Annotated in this window: 14 protein-coding genes and 1 pseudogene; 11 read left to right on the top strand and 4 right to left on the bottom strand. The window is 65.9% G+C overall.

Going from position 1 to position 15038, the window contains the following annotated elements:
- The first annotated feature begins 6 nt into the window (after positions 1 to 6).
- Positions 7 to 516, top strand: coding sequence for a c-type cytochrome (locus tag WS49_RS24710; protein WP_082725566.1), 510 nt, complete (start codon positions 7 to 9; stop codon positions 514 to 516).
- A gap of 94 nt (positions 517 to 610) precedes the next feature.
- Here WS49_RS24710 and WS49_RS36435 read toward each other — a convergent pair.
- Positions 611 to 904 (bottom strand): annotated as a pseudogene (locus WS49_RS36435) (hypothetical protein); the annotation flags it as partial.
- Positions 882 to 1646, bottom strand: coding sequence for an SDR family NAD(P)-dependent oxidoreductase (locus tag WS49_RS24715; protein ID WP_059534230.1), 765 nt, complete (start codon positions 1644 to 1646; stop codon positions 882 to 884). The pseudogene WS49_RS36435 and the gene WS49_RS24715, both read right to left, overlap by 23 nt.
- A gap of 142 nt (positions 1647 to 1788) precedes the next feature.
- Here WS49_RS24715 and WS49_RS24720 point away from each other — a divergent pair, with 142 nt between their 5' ends.
- From WS49_RS24720 to WS49_RS24730, 3 genes are all read left to right on the top strand, one after another.
- A complete protein-coding gene (locus tag WS49_RS24720) occupies positions 1789 to 2706 on the top strand; it encodes a LysR family transcriptional regulator (RefSeq protein ID WP_059534232.1) in 918 nt (305 codons plus the stop codon).
- A gap of 172 nt (positions 2707 to 2878) precedes the next feature.
- Complete coding sequence (locus tag WS49_RS24725; protein WP_059534351.1) at positions 2879 to 4006, top strand: aminotransferase class V-fold PLP-dependent enzyme; 1128 nt, start codon at positions 2879 to 2881, stop codon at positions 4004 to 4006.
- A 146-nt stretch (positions 4007 to 4152) separates the two neighbouring features.
- Positions 4153 to 4722 carry a YdeI/OmpD-associated family protein gene (locus WS49_RS24730; protein WP_059534234.1) on the top strand — a complete coding sequence of 190 codons (570 nt, stop codon included), beginning with the start codon at positions 4153 to 4155 and terminating at the stop codon, positions 4720 to 4722.
- A gap of 183 nt (positions 4723 to 4905) precedes the next feature.
- On the opposite strand, the gene WS49_RS24735 is transcribed toward WS49_RS24730, so the two are convergent.
- Positions 4906 to 7206, bottom strand: a complete 2301-nt coding sequence (locus WS49_RS24735) for an NADP-dependent malic enzyme (protein WP_059534353.1) — start codon at positions 7204 to 7206, stop codon at positions 4906 to 4908.
- Between the two features lie 135 nt (positions 7207 to 7341).
- Here WS49_RS24735 and WS49_RS24740 point away from each other — a divergent pair, with 135 nt between their 5' ends.
- The 7 genes from WS49_RS24740 (at position 7342) to WS49_RS24770 (ending at position 14394) form a co-directional block, all read left to right on the top strand.
- A complete protein-coding gene (locus tag WS49_RS24740; protein WP_059534236.1) occupies positions 7342 to 8313 on the top strand; it encodes a LysR substrate-binding domain-containing protein in 972 nt (323 codons plus the stop codon).
- A 317-nt stretch (positions 8314 to 8630) separates the two neighbouring features.
- Positions 8631 to 9584 carry a choline ABC transporter substrate-binding protein gene (locus WS49_RS24745; protein ID WP_059534238.1) on the top strand — a complete coding sequence of 318 codons (954 nt, stop codon included), beginning with the start codon at positions 8631 to 8633 and terminating at the stop codon, positions 9582 to 9584.
- Between the two features lie 100 nt (positions 9585 to 9684).
- Positions 9685 to 10614 carry a 3-keto-5-aminohexanoate cleavage protein gene (locus WS49_RS24750; RefSeq protein WP_059534240.1) on the top strand — a complete coding sequence of 310 codons (930 nt, stop codon included), beginning with the start codon at positions 9685 to 9687 and terminating at the stop codon, positions 10612 to 10614.
- Between the two features lie 86 nt (positions 10615 to 10700).
- Positions 10701 to 11666 (top strand): L-carnitine dehydrogenase, encoded by a 966-nt coding sequence (locus tag WS49_RS24755; RefSeq protein WP_059447726.1) that lies wholly within the window; start codon positions 10701 to 10703, stop codon positions 11664 to 11666.
- A gap of 6 nt (positions 11667 to 11672) precedes the next feature.
- Entirely contained in the window at positions 11673 to 12161 is a 489-nt protein-coding gene (locus WS49_RS24760; RefSeq protein ID WP_059534242.1) for a thioesterase family protein, read from the top strand.
- Positions 12162 to 12218: 57 nt separating this feature from the next.
- The gene (locus tag WS49_RS24765; RefSeq protein ID WP_059534244.1) at positions 12219 to 13175 is read left to right on the top strand and encodes an alpha/beta hydrolase; all 957 of its coding nucleotides are present in this window, start codon (positions 12219 to 12221) and stop codon (positions 13173 to 13175) included.
- A gap of 22 nt (positions 13176 to 13197) precedes the next feature.
- Complete coding sequence (locus WS49_RS24770; RefSeq protein WP_059534246.1) at positions 13198 to 14394, top strand: TauD/TfdA family dioxygenase; 1197 nt, start codon at positions 13198 to 13200, stop codon at positions 14392 to 14394.
- A 193-nt stretch (positions 14395 to 14587) separates the two neighbouring features.
- Here the strand turns inward: WS49_RS24770 and WS49_RS24775 are convergent, their stop codons facing one another.
- Positions 14588 to 14890 carry a DUF4148 domain-containing protein gene (locus WS49_RS24775; RefSeq protein WP_059534248.1) on the bottom strand — a complete coding sequence of 101 codons (303 nt, stop codon included), beginning with the start codon at positions 14888 to 14890 and terminating at the stop codon, positions 14588 to 14590.
- Positions 14891 to 15038: the final 148 nt, after the last annotated feature.

Consider the following 15038-nt stretch of genomic DNA (forward strand, 5'->3'; position numbering starts at 1 on the left):
GTGCGTATGGGCTTGCGTGGCGGCCGGCGCGCGGCGGCGTGCCCGAACGGTTCGTTCATGGCACGTTGCCTGTCTTCGATGCTTGTCACTGCCGCATTCGCGATTGCCGTACCCGCGCATGCCGATGGCGTGATCGACGCGACGCTCGCGCGACTGCACTGGGTGCTCAACTGCATGGGCTGCCACACGGCGGCGGGCGGCGGCATTCCGGGCAAGGTGCCGCCGCTCGCGAATTCGCTCGGTTATTTCACACACCTGCCGGCAGGACGCGAGTACGTGATGCGCGTGCCCGGCGCGTCGAATTCGGCGCTGTCGGACGAGGATCTCGCCGACGTGCTGAATTGGGTGCTCACGACGATGAATCGCGATGCGCTGCCGCACGACTTCAAGCCTTATACCGCCGCCGAAGTCGCCGCGCATCGGCGTCCGGCGTTTTCGGACGTCGCGACGGTACGCGCCGGGCTGGTTCGCGCACTGCACGAGCGCGGAATCGAGGGTGTGTCCGAGCGGTACTGATCGGCTTTGCCGATGGCGCTTGGGCGCCGGTGTAGCGGTTGCCGGCACCGTCTTCGCAGGTGATGGCACCTGAGCGCACCCATGTCACGATCTCGACGTCCCGGTGAGCATGCAGGCAGAAGCCGGAATGCGGCGCGGGCGCATCGTCGTTCCACAGATAAAGCGCGTCGAGTGGTGCATGGTCGGCGCATCCGAACTCGCCGAAACGGAAATGCAGCCGTGTGTCGAGCCACGCGCGTCTGATTGCGCCAAGCGACGGAAAGGCACGATGTTCGATCATGATCTGCGTCGGGCGGACGCGCAGGCACATCGGTGCGGTGCGATCGTAGACGATCGCACCGCGCCCCGTGCACCCTGCACCACGCTCAGATCTGCTGCTGGCCGCCATCGACGAACAATTCGATGCCGTTCACGAAGCTCGCGTCGTCCGACGCGAGGAACAGTGCGGCGCCCGCGATCTCTTCCGGCTCGCCCAGGCGCCCCATCGGAATCTGCGCGGCCAGGTAATCGGCGAGACCTTGCCGTTGCGCGGCGTCCTGGCCGGCGAGGTCGAGCAGGCCCGGCGTGCGGGTTGCGCCCGGGCTGATCGTGTTCACGCGGATGCGGCGCTCCTTCAGATCGAGAATCCAGCTGCGAGCAAACGCGCGCACCGCTGCCTTCGAAGCCGAATACACGCTGAATGCAGCGGTGCCCGCGCTGCCGGCCGTCGAGCCGGTAAGGATCACCGATGCGCCGTCGGCGAGCAGCGGCAGCGCCTTTTGCACCGTGAACAGCACGCCTTTCACGTTGCGATTGAAGGTGTCGTCGAAGTGTTCTTCCGTGATGCTGCCGAACGGCAGCATCGAACCGCCGCCGGCGTTCGCGAACAGCACGTCGAGGCGCCCGTGTTCTTCGTTGATTTGCGCATAGAGCGCGTCGAGTTCGTCGAGCTTCATGGAGTCGACGCGTACGCCCGTCGCGTTGCCGCCGCCTTCGCGGATCGCGTTGACCGCGGCATCGAGTTCGGCCTGGCGGCGGCCGGTCAGGTAGACGTGCGCGCCTTCCGCCGCGAAGCGCTGCGCGGTGGCGAGGCCGATGCCGCTGGTGCCGCCGGTGACGAGTGCGATCTTGTTGTCGAGCTTGCGTGCCATGGTGTTTCTCCTTTCGTTCAGTGAGTGGGTGACTGCGTTTCGGTGTTGCGTGCTGCGATGTAAGGAGAATATCGACGCGCCATTCGTTTCGAAATAGAATTGATCGCAAGTCAACGTTGCAGAAATGAAAAGATGAGGGGAAATGGCCAGGCTGCCTGACTTCGAAGGGCTCGCGATGTTCGCCAAGGTCGCCGAGGAAGGATCGTTCGCGGCGGCGGCGCGCGCGATGGGCGTATCCGTGGCGACCGTTTCGCGCGGCGTCGCCCGTCTGGAAGACCGTTTGGGCGGACGACTTTTCAACCGGACGTCCCGTCAACTGGCGCTCACCGAGTTCGGCCGGACGATCTGCGAAAAGGCCGGCGAGGTGTATCGCCATGCCGAAGAAGCGGAAAGTGCCGCGCGCGAGATGGCCGTGCAGCCGCGCGGGCTGGTGCGCCTCGCGGTGCCGATGTCGTTCGGGTTGCGCTGGGTCGCGCCGCTGCTGCCCGGTTTCTTTCGTGCCTATCCGGACGTGTCGATCGACCTGCATCTGTCGGATGCGTCGGTCGACCTGATCGCCGACGGGTTCGATGCCGCATTGCGCATCGCCGCGCTGCCGGATTCGTCGCTGGTGGCCCGGCGGTTGTGTGCGGTGACGCAATACGTGGTGGCGTCGCCTGCATACCTGAAGCGCGAAGGACGGCCCGCGCATCCGCGCGAACTGGCGGGGCGGCCATGTCTCTCGTACGCGTATCGGGCGCATAGCGATGTGTGGCGTTTCACGAACGACGCGGGTGACGAGGACGCGGTCATGCCGAATGGTCCGCTGCGCGTGACGAATGCCGATGCGCTGTTGCCGACGCTGCTCGCCGGTCTCGCGATTGCGGAGCTGCCCGAATTCATCGCCGGCGAATATCTGGCCGATGGCCGCCTCGAAGCGATCCTGACCGAGTGGTCGTTGACGCGGGGCGGCCTCTACTTCGTCACGCCGTCCGCGCGCGCACGGCCCGCGAAGGTTGCCGCGCTGTCCGACTACTTCGCCGAACATCTGTCGGATCCGTCCTGGCGATGGCCGAAGTGATCGATTGCCGCAGTGCGCCATACGACACGCCAAAATCCCCTGACGTCAGACGGCTTTCGCTAGAATCGATCATCGTTCACGTACAAGCGCAGAAATGCATCGGTGCGACGGTATCCACTACGCGAATGCCGCTCGCGCTCATCCCATGGTTCATCCTTTACCGGAGGCGAACGTGCCAGGCTTACTTCCCGATGTCGACCGTGACGGGCTTCTCGAATATTCGGTGGTGTACACCGACCGGTCGATCAATCACATGTCGCAGCGCTTTCAGGGCGTCATGCGCGATATTTCCGCGGCGCTGAAGAAGGTCTACAACGCGAAGGCGGTGGCGATCGTTCCGGGCAGCGGGACGTTCGGCATGGAAGCCGTTGCGCGCCAGTTCGCGACGGACAAGAAGTGTCTGGTGATCCGCAACGGCTGGTTCAGCTTCCGCTGGTCGCAGATTTTCGACATGGGCCGTATTCCGTCCGAGTCGATCGTGTTGAAGGCGCGTCCGGTCGAGCCGGGCAGGCAGGCGGCGTTCGCGCCGGCTCCGATCGAGGAAGTCGTCGCCGCGATTCGCGAACACAAGCCGGATCTGGTCTTTGCTCCGCATGTCGAAACCGCCTCCGGGATGATGTTGCCCGACGCGTATCTGCGCGCGGTGGCCGACGCCGTGCATGCGGTCGGCGGCATGTTCGTGCTCGATTGCATTGCGTCCGGGACGATCTGGGTCGACATGGAGGCGAGCGGCGTCGACGTGCTGATCAGTGCGCCGCAAAAGGGCTGGAGCGCGTCGCCTGGCTGTGCGCTGGTGATGATGAGTCCGCTTGCGCGCGAGCGAATCGACGCGACGACCAGCACCAGTTTTGCGTGCGATCTGCGCAAGTGGCTGCAGATCATGGAAGCGTACGAGAACGGCGGGTTCGCGTACCACGCGACGATGCCGACGGACAGCCTCGCGACGCTGCGCGACGTCATCAAGGAAACGGAAGCGTACGGCTTCGACAAGGTGAGGGCGGAACAGCTCGAGCTCGGCACGCGGATTCGCGCGTTGCTGGCCGAGAAGGGGTTCCGGAGCGTGGCGGCGGAAGGCTTCGAGGCGCCGGGCGTCGTCGTGAGCTACACGGACGATGACGACATCCGGTCCGGCAAGAAATTCGTCGACGTCGGCATGCAGATCGCGGCCGGCGTGCCGTTGCAATGCGATGAGCCGGCGGATTTCAAGACGTTCCGGATCGGCTTGTTCGGGCTCGACAAGCTGCATGATGTCGATGCGGCGGTCGGACGATTTGCTGACGCGTTGGAACGCGTTCTGTAGCGCGCGTTTTCGATCGGCCGAGGTCGGAAGCCGCCAAACCTGGCGGCGGCTTCCGACCCAAACAAGCCGGACGTTGCCGTTCGTGTAAGCACTGTTGGACTGCGGACGGTTTCCCGCGCCCGTACTCGACCATTTTGGAAAGTGACATGACCGAATGCGCTCTGACATTTGCCAGTCAAACCGAATGGGAAAGCTGGTTGGCGCAAAACGGCGGCACTTCGAGCGGAGTATGGCTGCGTCTGGCGAAAAAGGGCGCCACGCACCGAACCGTCACCTACGACCAGGCGTTGGAAAGCGCGCTCTGTCATGGCTGGATCGACGGCCAAAAACGGGCTGAGAGCGAGACGTACTGGTTACAACGCTTCACGCCGCGCTCAGCAAAAAGCATCTGGTCCAAACTCAACAAGGACCGGGCCGAAGCGCTGATCGCCGCAGGCAGAATGCGCGCGTCCGGCATGCGCGAGATCGAGAAGGCGCGGCAGGACGGCCGCTGGCAGGCTGCTTATACGTCGGCCAGCAACTCGACCGTGCCGGACGACCTGCAGGTGGCGTTGGACGCAAATTCGAAAGCCAAGGCGTTCTTTGCAACGCTGAATAGCCGCAACCGCTACGCCATCCTGTACCGGATACAGAATGCGAAAAAGCCGGAAACACGGGCGCGTAAAATCGCGGAATTCGTCGAAATGCTGAACCGCGGTGAAACCTTCCATCCGTGAATCTTGTGCTTCTGATGGAGATCTTGCGAAACGCGGGCATCGAATCCGTGATGGCCGCTTCGTTCCGGCAGCCGTCATGCGCGGTAATTTCGTCGGCCAGCGCGATATCCGCACCGGTTGCGGTGCAGGCCGCAATCCGCTGACCGACGGGGTCGGCCGTAGCCGACCCCGCATCGACCGCAATTACACGGCCGCGTTGCGATTCGCCTCGATCACCGTCAACGCCGTCATGTTCACGATCCGTCGCACGGTCGCACTGGACGTGAGGATGTTCACCGGCCCGTTGACGCCCAGCAGGAACGGCCCGACCGCAACGTTACTGCCGGCCTCGGTCTTGAGCAGGTTATAGGCGATATTCCCCGCATCGACGTTCGGACACACGAGCAGGTTCGCCGCACCCTTCAGCGGCGACATCGGCAGCAGCCGCGCACGCAGCGCCTCGTCGAGCGCGCAGTCGCCGTGCATCTCGCCATCCGCCTCGATATCCGGCGCTTGCGCGCGAATGATTTCCAGCGCCCGGCGCATCTTCACGCCCGAAGCCGCGCTCCCCGACCCGAAGTTCGACCGCGACAGCAGCGCAACCTTCGGCGAGAGATTCAGCCACTCCATCTGCCGCGCGGCCGCGATCGTGAATTCCGCGATCTGCTCCGCATCCGGGTTGTCGTTGACGTGCGTATCGACCAGCGCGACCGTCCGCTGATTCAGCAGCAGGATGTTCATCGCGGCGTAGGTCGACGCATCGGGCTTCCTGCCGATCACTTCGTCCACGAACCGCAGGTGATTGTGATACTCGCCGACCGTCCCGCAGATCATCCCGTCCGCATCGCCGAGCCGCACCATCATCGCGCCGATCAGCGTCAGGCGGCGCCGCATTTCGACGCGCGCCATTTCCTTCGAGATGCCGTCGCGGCAGCGCAATTCCCAATACGTCGTCCAGTATTGCGGGAAACGTTCGTCATATTCCGGATTGGTCACTTCGACATCCTGACCGAGACGCAGGCGCAGGCCGAACCGCTCGATACGCGCGAGCAGCACCTCCGGACGCCCGACCAGGATCGGACGCGCGAGCTTCTCGTCGACGATGACCTGCACCGCGCGCAGCACACGCTCGTCCTCGCCCTCGGTGAACACGATGCGTGCCTTGCCGCCATCACGCACGAGCTGACGCGCGGTCGCGAACAGCGGCTTCATGAACGCGCCCGAGTGGTAGACGAACTGCTGCAGCTGCTCGACATACGCGTCGAGATCCGCGAGCGGGCGCGTCGCCACGCCGCCCTCGATCGCGGCCTTGGCCACGGCCGGCGCGATGCGAACGATCAGGCGCGGATCGAACGGCTTCGGAATCAGATATTGCGGACCGAAGGACACTTCATCGCCGCCATAGGCCGCCGCGACGATGTCGTTCTGCTCTTCCTGCGCGAGGCCGGCAATCGCGTGAACCGCGGCGATTTCCATTTCGCGGGTGATCGTCGTTGCGCCCACATCCAGTGCGCCGCGGAAAATGTACGGGAAGCAGAGAACGTTGTTGACCTGGTTCGGGAAATCCGAGCGGCCCGTCGCGATCACGACGTCGTCGCGCGTCGCATGCGCGAGTTCCGGGAAGATTTCCGGCGTCGGATTGGCGAGCGCGAGAATCAGCGGGCGCGCGGCCATCGCCTTCAGCATCTCCGGTTTCAGAATGCCGCCGACCGACAGCCCGAGGAACACGTCGGCGTCGCCGATCACTTCGGACAGCGTGCGCGCGTCGGTTTCCTGCGCGAAGCGTTCCTTGGCGGGGTCCATCAGCGTGGTGCGGCCGCGGTAGACGACGCCTTCGATATCCGTCGCCCAGATGTTCGCGACCGGCAGCCCGAGGTCGACGAGCAGGTCCAGGCAGGCCAGCGCTGCGGCACCGGCGCCCGAGGTCACGACCTTCACCTCGGAAATCGACTTCCCGACCACCTTCAGCCCGTTGATGAATGCGGCGGCCACGGTAATGGCGGTGCCGTGCTGGTCGTCGTGGAAGACCGGAATCTTCATGCGCTCGCGCAGCTTGCGCTCGACGGTGAAGCACTCGGGCGCCTTGATGTCCTCGAGGTTGATCCCGCCGAAGGTGGGCTCGAGGCCGGCGATGATGTCGACGAGCTTGTCCGGATCGGTCTCGTTGATCTCGATGTCGAACACGTCGATCCCCGCGAACTTCTTGAACAGCACGGCCTTGCCTTCCATGACCGGCTTCGACGCGAGCGCGCCGATGTTGCCCAGACCCAGCACGGCGGTGCCGTTGGTGATGACGCCCACCAGATTCCCGCGGCTCGTGAAGCGATGCGCGTTCAGCGGCTCGGCGGCGATCGACTCGCACACGCTGGCGACGCCCGGCGTGTAGGCGAGCGCGAGATCGCGCTGCGTCACGAGCGGCTTGCTGGCGACGACGGAGATCTTCCCCGGGGTCGGAAACTCGTGATAGTCGTACGCGGCCTGCTGCTGAGTCTCTGTCTGTTTCATGTTTTTGGGTCCGGGCGTGCGCGCCAGGCCAGTCCCGACGCGATCCATGAGGTGATTCTAGGGATCGGCCATAAGGAGATGATTCTGTTTTAATATCGGTCCATCACTTTTTCATGATGGTATGGCGGTTCGGCAATGACATTCGACGCGAACGACGTGGTCCGGCGGCTCGGTGCGCGCCTGAAGATGCGGCACCTGATGCTGTTGCTGCAGATCCAGCAGCACGGGTCGCTGACGCGCGTCGCGGAGCACATGGCCAGCAGCCAGCCTGCCGTCACGAACGCGCTGTCCGAGCTGGAAAGCATGTTCGGCACGCCGCTGTTCGAGCGCTCGTCGCGCGGGATGCGGCCGACCGCGCTCGGCTCGGTCGTGCTCGAGCGCGCCCGGGCGATGCTGAAGGACCTCGACCATCTCGCCCGCGAGATGGAGGCGGTCGCCGCCGGCCACGCGGCCCACCTGCATATCGGCGTGATTCCGTTTATTTCGGGCCAGATGTTGTCGGCGGCGCTCAAGCGGCTGCAATCCCGGATGGAGCGGCGCCTGACCGTGACGATCCATGAAGGCACCAGCGACCAGTTGCTGCTCCAGCTCAAGGACCACAGCGTCGACCTCGTGATCGGGCGGGCGTCGTCGGCGGTCGATCTGGGCCAGGTTTCCTTCGAAGTTCTGTACCAGCAGCAGCCGCGGATGATCGCGAGCCGGCGCCTCGCCGCGAAACTGGCGCGCATGAAGCTCGACTGGGAGAAGCTGCGCGAACTGGACTGGATTCTCGGCGCGCCGCATACGCCGATGCGGGAGCAGGTGACGGACCTGTTCCTGTCGGCCGGCATCGCGCCGCCCGTGCCGATCGTCGAAAGCTACTCGTCGAAGCTGATCGGCGAAATGATCGCGTCGAGCGACGACGCCGTATCGATCGTGCCGGCCGATATCGCCGAAGAAATGGTGCGCATCGCCGGCGTGGCGATCGTGCCTTACTCGCTGGTCTGGACGCTGCCGCCCATCGCGCTGTTTACGCGCGCCGCCGAATCGCATGCGCCGACGCGGGATCTGCTGGTCCAGGCGCTGCGCGAGATCTGCCGGGAAACCTACGTCGAGGTACCGCGATAACGTGTCGGGCGCCGGCCCGCACCGGCCCGGCCGGAATCGACATCACGCGCGTTCCGGCGCCACCGCCGAAGCACGCTCCGTCGGCATCCATCACGCCGCATCCGGGCAACCCCCGCTTCGCCGAAATTCGCCTCAAACCCCCGCCGTACAAGCCATTGCTCGCGCATAGTGGTTTCCACTCATAGTCGCAAATAGTCAAGAAAAGGTCGCCGCCGGTCGTCTTTCGACCAATATGGCTCGTTACTTTTACTCCCACGATGCAGGCCGGGACGCACTCCGCGAACCCGTCGGACATCGGTCCAATCGGGAGAGAAACCATGAAGTCGACAAAGATCGCCGCGTTCGTCGCGGCCGTGCTGGCGACCGGCGCATTCGCGACCGCGGCGCACGCCGAAACGGAAGCAGCGACCTGCCGCAACGTACGCTTCGCGGACATCGGCTGGACCGACATCACGTCCACCACGGCGCTCGCGTCGACGGTGTTCGAAGGGCTCGGCTACAAGCCGACGACGACGATCGCATCGGTGCCGATCTCGTTCGCCGGCCTGAAGAGCAAGCAGCTCGACATCTCGCTCGGCTATTGGTGGCCGGTGCAGCAAAAGCAGCTCCAGCCGTTCCTCGACAGCAAGTCGATCAACGTGGTCGAGACACCGAATTTGTCGGGCGCGAAGGCGACGCTCGCGGTGCCGAGCTATGAATACCAGGCCGGCCTGAAGACCTTCGATGACATCGCGAAACACCGCGCGGAACTCGACGGCAAGATCTACGGGATCGAGCCGGGCAGCAGCGCGAACGCGACGATCCAGAAGATGATCGACACGAACCAGTACGGTCTGGGCGGCTTCAAGCTGGTCGAATCGAGCGAGGCCGGGATGCTCGTGACGGTCGAGCGCGCGATCCGCGAGAAGAAGTGGGTCGTGTTCCTCGGCTGGGAACCGCATCCGATGAACATCCAGATCAGCATGAACTACCTGTCCGGCGGCGATGCGAGTTTCGGCCCGAACTACGGCGAAGCCCGCGTGTACACGCTGACGGCGCCCGACTTCATCTCGCGCTGCCCGAACGCGGGCAAGCTCGTCGAGAACCTGCGCTTCACGACGCAGCTCGAGAACCAGCTGATGCAGTCGGTGATGAACAAGACGAAGCCGGCCGACGCCGCGAAGGCATACCTGAAGAAGAATCCGCAGGTGCTCGATGCCTGGCTCGCCGGCGTCAAGACGTTCGACGGCAAGGACGGCCTGCCTGCCGTGAAGGCGTATCTCGGCCTGTAACGGCCCGCGCGCGCCGCGAGCGGGCGGCGCGCAGCGACAAATAATCTGCAGTACGACGGAAAACGAGCGACACGAACAGCATCAAGCGAGGGCATTCAGCATGAACCACGAAGTCATCATCACCTGCGCGGTCACCGGCGCGGGCGACACGGTCGGCAAGCATCCGGCGATTCCGGTCACGCCGAAGGAAATCGCGGCCGCCGCGATCGAAGCGGCGAAGGCCGGCGCGACGGTTGCGCACTGCCACGTGCGCGACCCGCAGACGGGCCGCGGCAGCCGCGACCCGAACCTGTACCGCGAAGTGGTCGACCGGATCCGCTCGGCGGACGTCGACGTCATCATCAACCTGACGGCCGGCATGGGCGGCGATCTGGAGATCGGCCCGGGCGAGGACCCGATGCGCTTCGGCAAGGGCACCGATCTCGTCGGCGGCCTCACGCGCCTCGCGCACGTCGAGGAACTGCTGCCGGAAATCTGCACGCTCGACTGCGGCACGCTGAATTTCGGCGACGGCGACTACATCTACGTATCGACGCCCGCGCAACTGCGCGCCGGCGCGAAACGCATCCAGGAACTCGGCGTGAAGCCGGAGCTGGAAATCTTCGATACGGGCCATCTGTGGTTCGCGAAGCAGTTGCTGAAGGAAGGGCTGCTCGACGATCCGCCGCTGTTCCAGCTGTGTCTGGGCATTCCGTGGGGCGCGCCGGCCGACACCGGCACGATGAAGGCGATGGTCGACAACCTGCCGCCGGGCGCGCACTGGGCCGGCTTCGGGATCGGCCGCATGCAGATGCCGATGGTCGCGCAGGCGATGCTGCTCGGCGGTCACGTGCGTGTCGGCCTCGAAGACAACATCTGGCTCGATCGCGGCGTGCACGCGACCAACGGCACGCTCGTCGAGCGTGCGCGGGAAATCGTCGAACGCCTCGGCGGCCGCGTGCTGACGCCGGCCGAAGGGCGTCGCAAGCTCGGCCTGCCGGCGCGCGGCGAGCGTCCGCTCGAACGCCGCGCGGTGACCGAATTCGCGTGAGTTTGCAAGGCTGATTCCGATTCAATGCGGCGGCGCGCACGGGCGCGGTCGCCGTCCGATTTCACTCGATTTGAAGGATGCGTGACATGGCAGTGAAGACCGACATCAAGACGTTCGCCGCGATCGGCACCGGCGTGATCGGCAGCGGATGGATTTGCCGTGCGCTCGCGCACGGTCTCGACGTGGTCGTGTGGGACCCCGCGCCGGGCGCCGAGGAGCGGTTGCGCGCGAACGTCGCGAATGCGTGGCCCGCGCTCGAACGCGTCGGCCTCGCGCCGGGCGCCGATCCCGCGCGGCTGCGCTTCGAGTCGACGATCGAGGCCTGCGTCGCCGACGCGGACTTCATCCAGGAAAGCGCGCCCGAGCGCGAGACGCTGAAGCTCGAACTGCACGAACAGATCAGCCGCGCGGCGAAGCCCGACGCGATCATCGCGTCGTCGACGTCGGGGCTGCTGCCGACCGACTTCTACGCGCGTGCGACGCACCCGGAGCGCTGCGTGGTCGGCCATCCGTTCAATCCGGTCTACCTGCTGCCGCTCGTCGAGGTGCTCGGCGGCGCGCGCACGTCGCCGGAAGCGGTCGAGGCCGCGATGGCGATCTATCGCAAGCTTGGCATGCGGCCGCTGCACGTGCGCAAGGAGGTGCCGGGCTTCATCGCGGACCGGCTGCTCGAAGCGCTGTGGCGCGAGGCGTTGCATCTCGTCAACGAAGGCGTCGCGACGACCGGCGAGATCGACGATGCGATCCGCTTCGGCGCGGGCATCCGCTGGTCGTTCATGGGCACGTTCCTGACCTACACGCTGGCCGGCGGCGATGCCGGCATGCGACACTTCATGCAGCAGTTCGGCCCCGCGCTCGAACTGCCATGGACGAAGCTGGTCGCGCCGAAACTGACCGACGAACTGATCGACAGCGTCGTCGAAGGCACGAGCGAGCAGCAGGGCACGCGCAGCATCAAGGAACTCGAACGCTATCGCGACGAGTGCATCACCGAGGTGCTGAAGGCGATCGCCGCGGTGAAGGCGCGGCACGGGATGCGATTCGAGGACTGAACGAACATGACCGGCGATACCCCGCTGACGATTTACCACGATGTCGTGCGGCCCGAGTGGGTCGACTACAACGGCCATTTGCGCGACGCGTTCTATCTGCTGATCTTCAGCTTCGCGACCGATGCGCTGCTCGACCGCATCGGTCTCGACGACGCCGCGCGTCGCGAGCGGTGCCGCTCGGTCTATACGCTCGAAGCGCACGTGAACTATCTGCAGGAGATCAAGGAAGGCACGCGCGTGCGCGTCGATGCGCGGGTGTTCGCGCATGACGCGAAGCGGCTGCACCTGTATCTCGAGCTGTTCGCGGACGGCCATGACGGCGCGGTGTCGGCGAGCGAGCAGATGCTGCTGCATGTCGATACGCGCGACGGCGCGAAATCGGCGCCGTTCGACGACGACGTCGCCGCGCGCGTGGCCGAACTGCATGCATTGCAGCGCGATTGTGCGGCGCCCGCGTATGCGGGGCGCGTGATCGGACTGCCGCCACGTCGCTAGCGTCGACGTTCAACGTTCAGGTTTCAACGTTCAATCTTCGACCGCGGAGCGCACACGATGCTCGAACCGGAAATCGCGGCGTTCGTTGCAGCCGTCGACGCGTGGTATCCGGCCGACGCGGCGGCGCGCTCGCCCGTCGAGCAACGCCGCGTCTACGACCGCTTCGCGGCCGCATGGACGCCCGCCGAACTGCCGCCCGGCATCGTGCAGCAGGACGCCGCGTGGCAAGCGCCGGACGGACGCGCCATCGCACTCCGGCGCTACGCGCCTGCGCACGGCGAGCCGCGCGGTACCGTGCTGTTCTTTCATGGCGGCGGCTTCGTCGTCGGCTCGCTCGACAGTCACGCGTTGATCACCGCGCAACTAGCGGCCGACACGGGGCTGGCCGTGATCGCGGTCGACTACCGGCTCGCGCCCGAGCATCGTGCGCCGGCCGCGCTCGAGGATTGCCTGGCCGTCACGCGCGCCGCACGCGATGCAACCCGCTGGCCGTTCGGCTCGCGCGCACGACCGCTGACGCTCGCGGGCGACAGTGCGGGCGGCAATCTCGCGGCGGCCGTCGCGACCGCGCTGCGCGACGCGGGCGAAGGCGGCATCGACGGGATCGCACTCGTGTATCCGATGCTCGGCATCGAACCGCAATCGCCGGCGCGCGAGACGGAAGCGCACGCGCCGATGCTGACGCTCGACGACGTTCATCGCTATCGCGCGCTGTACTGGGGCGATGCGGATGAAACCGCGCTGAACGACGATCCGCTGCTGCGCGCATCGGCGCCGCTCGCGGCGTCGCGCTTCGACGGGCTGCCGCCCGTGCTCGCGATCGGCGCGGAACACGATCCGCTGCGCGACGATGCGCGCGTCTACGTCGAACGGATCCTTGCGGCCGGCGGCGCCGCGCGTTACTGGAGGGGAGAGGGGCTGGTGCACGGCTGCTGGCGCGCGCTCGGAACGAGCCCGCAGGCGGCGCGGATGCACCGGATCATCGGCGGGTTTCTGCTCGCACCACACGCGTAGCGGGCGTTTCCGGGAGGCAACGATGCAGGCAGCGCAACACCGTATCGAGGACTGGCGGACCTTTTCCGCCGACGCGGCCATTGCGGCGGCGACGATCGGCGATGGAACGGTGGACGTCGAGTGGAGCGACACGCGACGATCGCCGTTTCACTTCGACTGGCTGCGCGACAACTGCGCGTGTTCGGCGTGCGTGCACGCGCTCACGCGCGAACAGGTGTTCGAGATCGCCGACGCGCGCGAGGATCTGTCGGCGCTCGCCGTGCATGTCGAAACCGACGGCGCGCTGCACGTCGAGTGGAACGACGGGCATCGCAGCACCTGGTCGCCGGGATGGTTGCGCGCGCATGCATACGACGATGCGTCGCGCGCGGAACGCCAGGCCGCGCACGGGCGGCACGTATGGGCCGGCGACGATGCGACGGCGATCGGCGTGTTCGCGTGGCGTGACGTGATGGAGGACGACGGCGCGTTGCGCGCGTGGCTCGCCGCGTTGCAGCGCACGGGGTTGACGCTCGTCGAGGGCGTGCCGGCCGAACGCGGCCGGGTCGACCAGATCGCGCGTCGTGTCGGCCTGATCCGCGAAAGCAATTTCGGCGTGCTGTTCGATGTCGAATCGAAGCCGCGGCCGGACAGCAATGCCTATACGTCGCTCAACCTGCCGCCGCACACCGACCTGCCGACGCGCGAATTGCAGCCGGGCGTGCAGTTCCTGCATTGCCTCGCGAACGACGCAACGGGCGGAGACAGCATCTTCCTCGACGGCTTTGCGCTCGCGCAAGCGCTGCGGCGCGACTATCCGGCCGATTTCGAATACCTTGCCTCGACGCCGTTCGAGTTCTGGAACAAGAGTGCGAACAGCGACTACCGCTGCTCGGCGCCGGTGATCGGCCTCGATGCACGCGGCAACGTGACGGAAGTGCGCGTCGCGAACTTCCTGCGCGGGCCGCTCGATGCGCCGGCCGAATCGGTCGCGGCCGTCTATCGCGCATACCGGCGGTTTCTCGCGCTCGCGCGCGAGCCGCGTTTCCGGGTGCAGCGCCGCCTGCGGGCGGGCGACATGTGGGCGTTCGACAACCGGCGCGTGCTGCATGCGCGCACCGAGTTCGATCCGTCGACGGGTCGCCGGCATCTGCAGGGCTGCTACGTCGATCGCGACGAACTGCTGTCGCGCTGGCGTGTGCTGTCGCGTGCGGCGCCTGCCGCCGCCGCGGGGCGTTGACCGGCGCATACCGCAAAGCCACGCATACCTCGCCGTGGAAAAAGCGCCCGGACGCAGCGCGCCCGGGCGAAGCCACCCGCTGCCGGGCGGCGGAGGTATGCGTTTCACAAAACAAGACGAGCCCGCATCAGGGGCTCGTCCGGGTACAGCTTCGTCGCGCGATGCGCGATGCGCCCGCCAGGGGCGCGTCGGCTTACTGGCCGAAGAAGATCGAGTCGCGCGCGTTCGACGACGCTGCGGCGACCGGGGCGCCCGAGTGGACGACCGGAACCGGTTGCGCGCCGTAGCCGCTGGCGTCGGCACCATGAACACGCGCTTCCGCCGACTGGATGTCGTTCGGGTAGTACGGGCTCGACACGCCCGGCTTGTAGCCGGCTTGTTCGAGCTGGACCAGTTCGTTGCGGACTTGCGCGCGGGTCACGGTGCTTTGTGCGAAAGCGCCGAACGAAGCGGACAGGGCGACAGCGGCAACGACTGCGGAAACGAGCGATTTCATGATGACCTCCGGTGTTTTATTGGGTTCGCTTTCGACACCATGTCTGCAGCGATTGACTAAATCTTAGTCACCGGGTCGTGCAGGGTAAACGCTGATTTTGACGATAGATTGTTTCCGGACTGGTAACAGTCAGCTGTTCAACCGGGCT

The organism is Burkholderia sp. RF7-non_BP4, assembly GCF_001521935.1.
GTDB lineage: Bacteria > Pseudomonadota > Gammaproteobacteria > Burkholderiales > Burkholderiaceae > Burkholderia > Burkholderia diffusa.

What these genes read in the sequence shown, in the direction of transcription:
- WS49_RS24715 (WP_059534230.1), bottom strand. Translation starts at nt 1,646, where the DNA reads ATGGCACGCAAGCTCGACAACAAGATCGCACTCGTCACCGGCGGCACC.
- WS49_RS24745 (WP_059534238.1), top strand. Translation starts at nt 8,631, where the DNA reads ATGAAGTCGACAAAGATCGCCGCGTTCGTCGCGGCCGTGCTGGCGACC.
- WS49_RS24770 (WP_059534246.1), top strand. Translation starts at nt 13,198, where the DNA reads ATGCAGGCAGCGCAACACCGTATCGAGGACTGGCGGACCTTTTCCGCC.
- WS49_RS24710 (WP_082725566.1), top strand. Translation starts at nt 7, where the DNA reads ATGGGCTTGCGTGGCGGCCGGCGCGCGGCGGCGTGCCCGAACGGTTCG.
- WS49_RS24765 (WP_059534244.1), top strand. Translation starts at nt 12,219, where the DNA reads ATGCTCGAACCGGAAATCGCGGCGTTCGTTGCAGCCGTCGACGCGTGG.
- WS49_RS24775 (WP_059534248.1), bottom strand. Translation starts at nt 14,890, where the DNA reads ATGAAATCGCTCGTTTCCGCAGTCGTTGCCGCTGTCGCCCTGTCCGCT.
- WS49_RS24730 (WP_059534234.1), top strand. Translation starts at nt 4,153, where the DNA reads ATGACCGAATGCGCTCTGACATTTGCCAGTCAAACCGAATGGGAAAGC.
- WS49_RS24740 (WP_059534236.1), top strand. Translation starts at nt 7,342, where the DNA reads ATGACATTCGACGCGAACGACGTGGTCCGGCGGCTCGGTGCGCGCCTG.
- WS49_RS24760 (WP_059534242.1), top strand. Translation starts at nt 11,673, where the DNA reads ATGACCGGCGATACCCCGCTGACGATTTACCACGATGTCGTGCGGCCC.
- WS49_RS24720 (WP_059534232.1), top strand. Translation starts at nt 1,789, where the DNA reads ATGGCCAGGCTGCCTGACTTCGAAGGGCTCGCGATGTTCGCCAAGGTC.
- WS49_RS24735 (WP_059534353.1), bottom strand. Translation starts at nt 7,206, where the DNA reads ATGAAACAGACAGAGACTCAGCAGCAGGCCGCGTACGACTATCACGAG.
- WS49_RS24750 (WP_059534240.1), top strand. Translation starts at nt 9,685, where the DNA reads ATGAACCACGAAGTCATCATCACCTGCGCGGTCACCGGCGCGGGCGAC.
- WS49_RS24755 (WP_059447726.1), top strand. Translation starts at nt 10,701, where the DNA reads ATGGCAGTGAAGACCGACATCAAGACGTTCGCCGCGATCGGCACCGGC.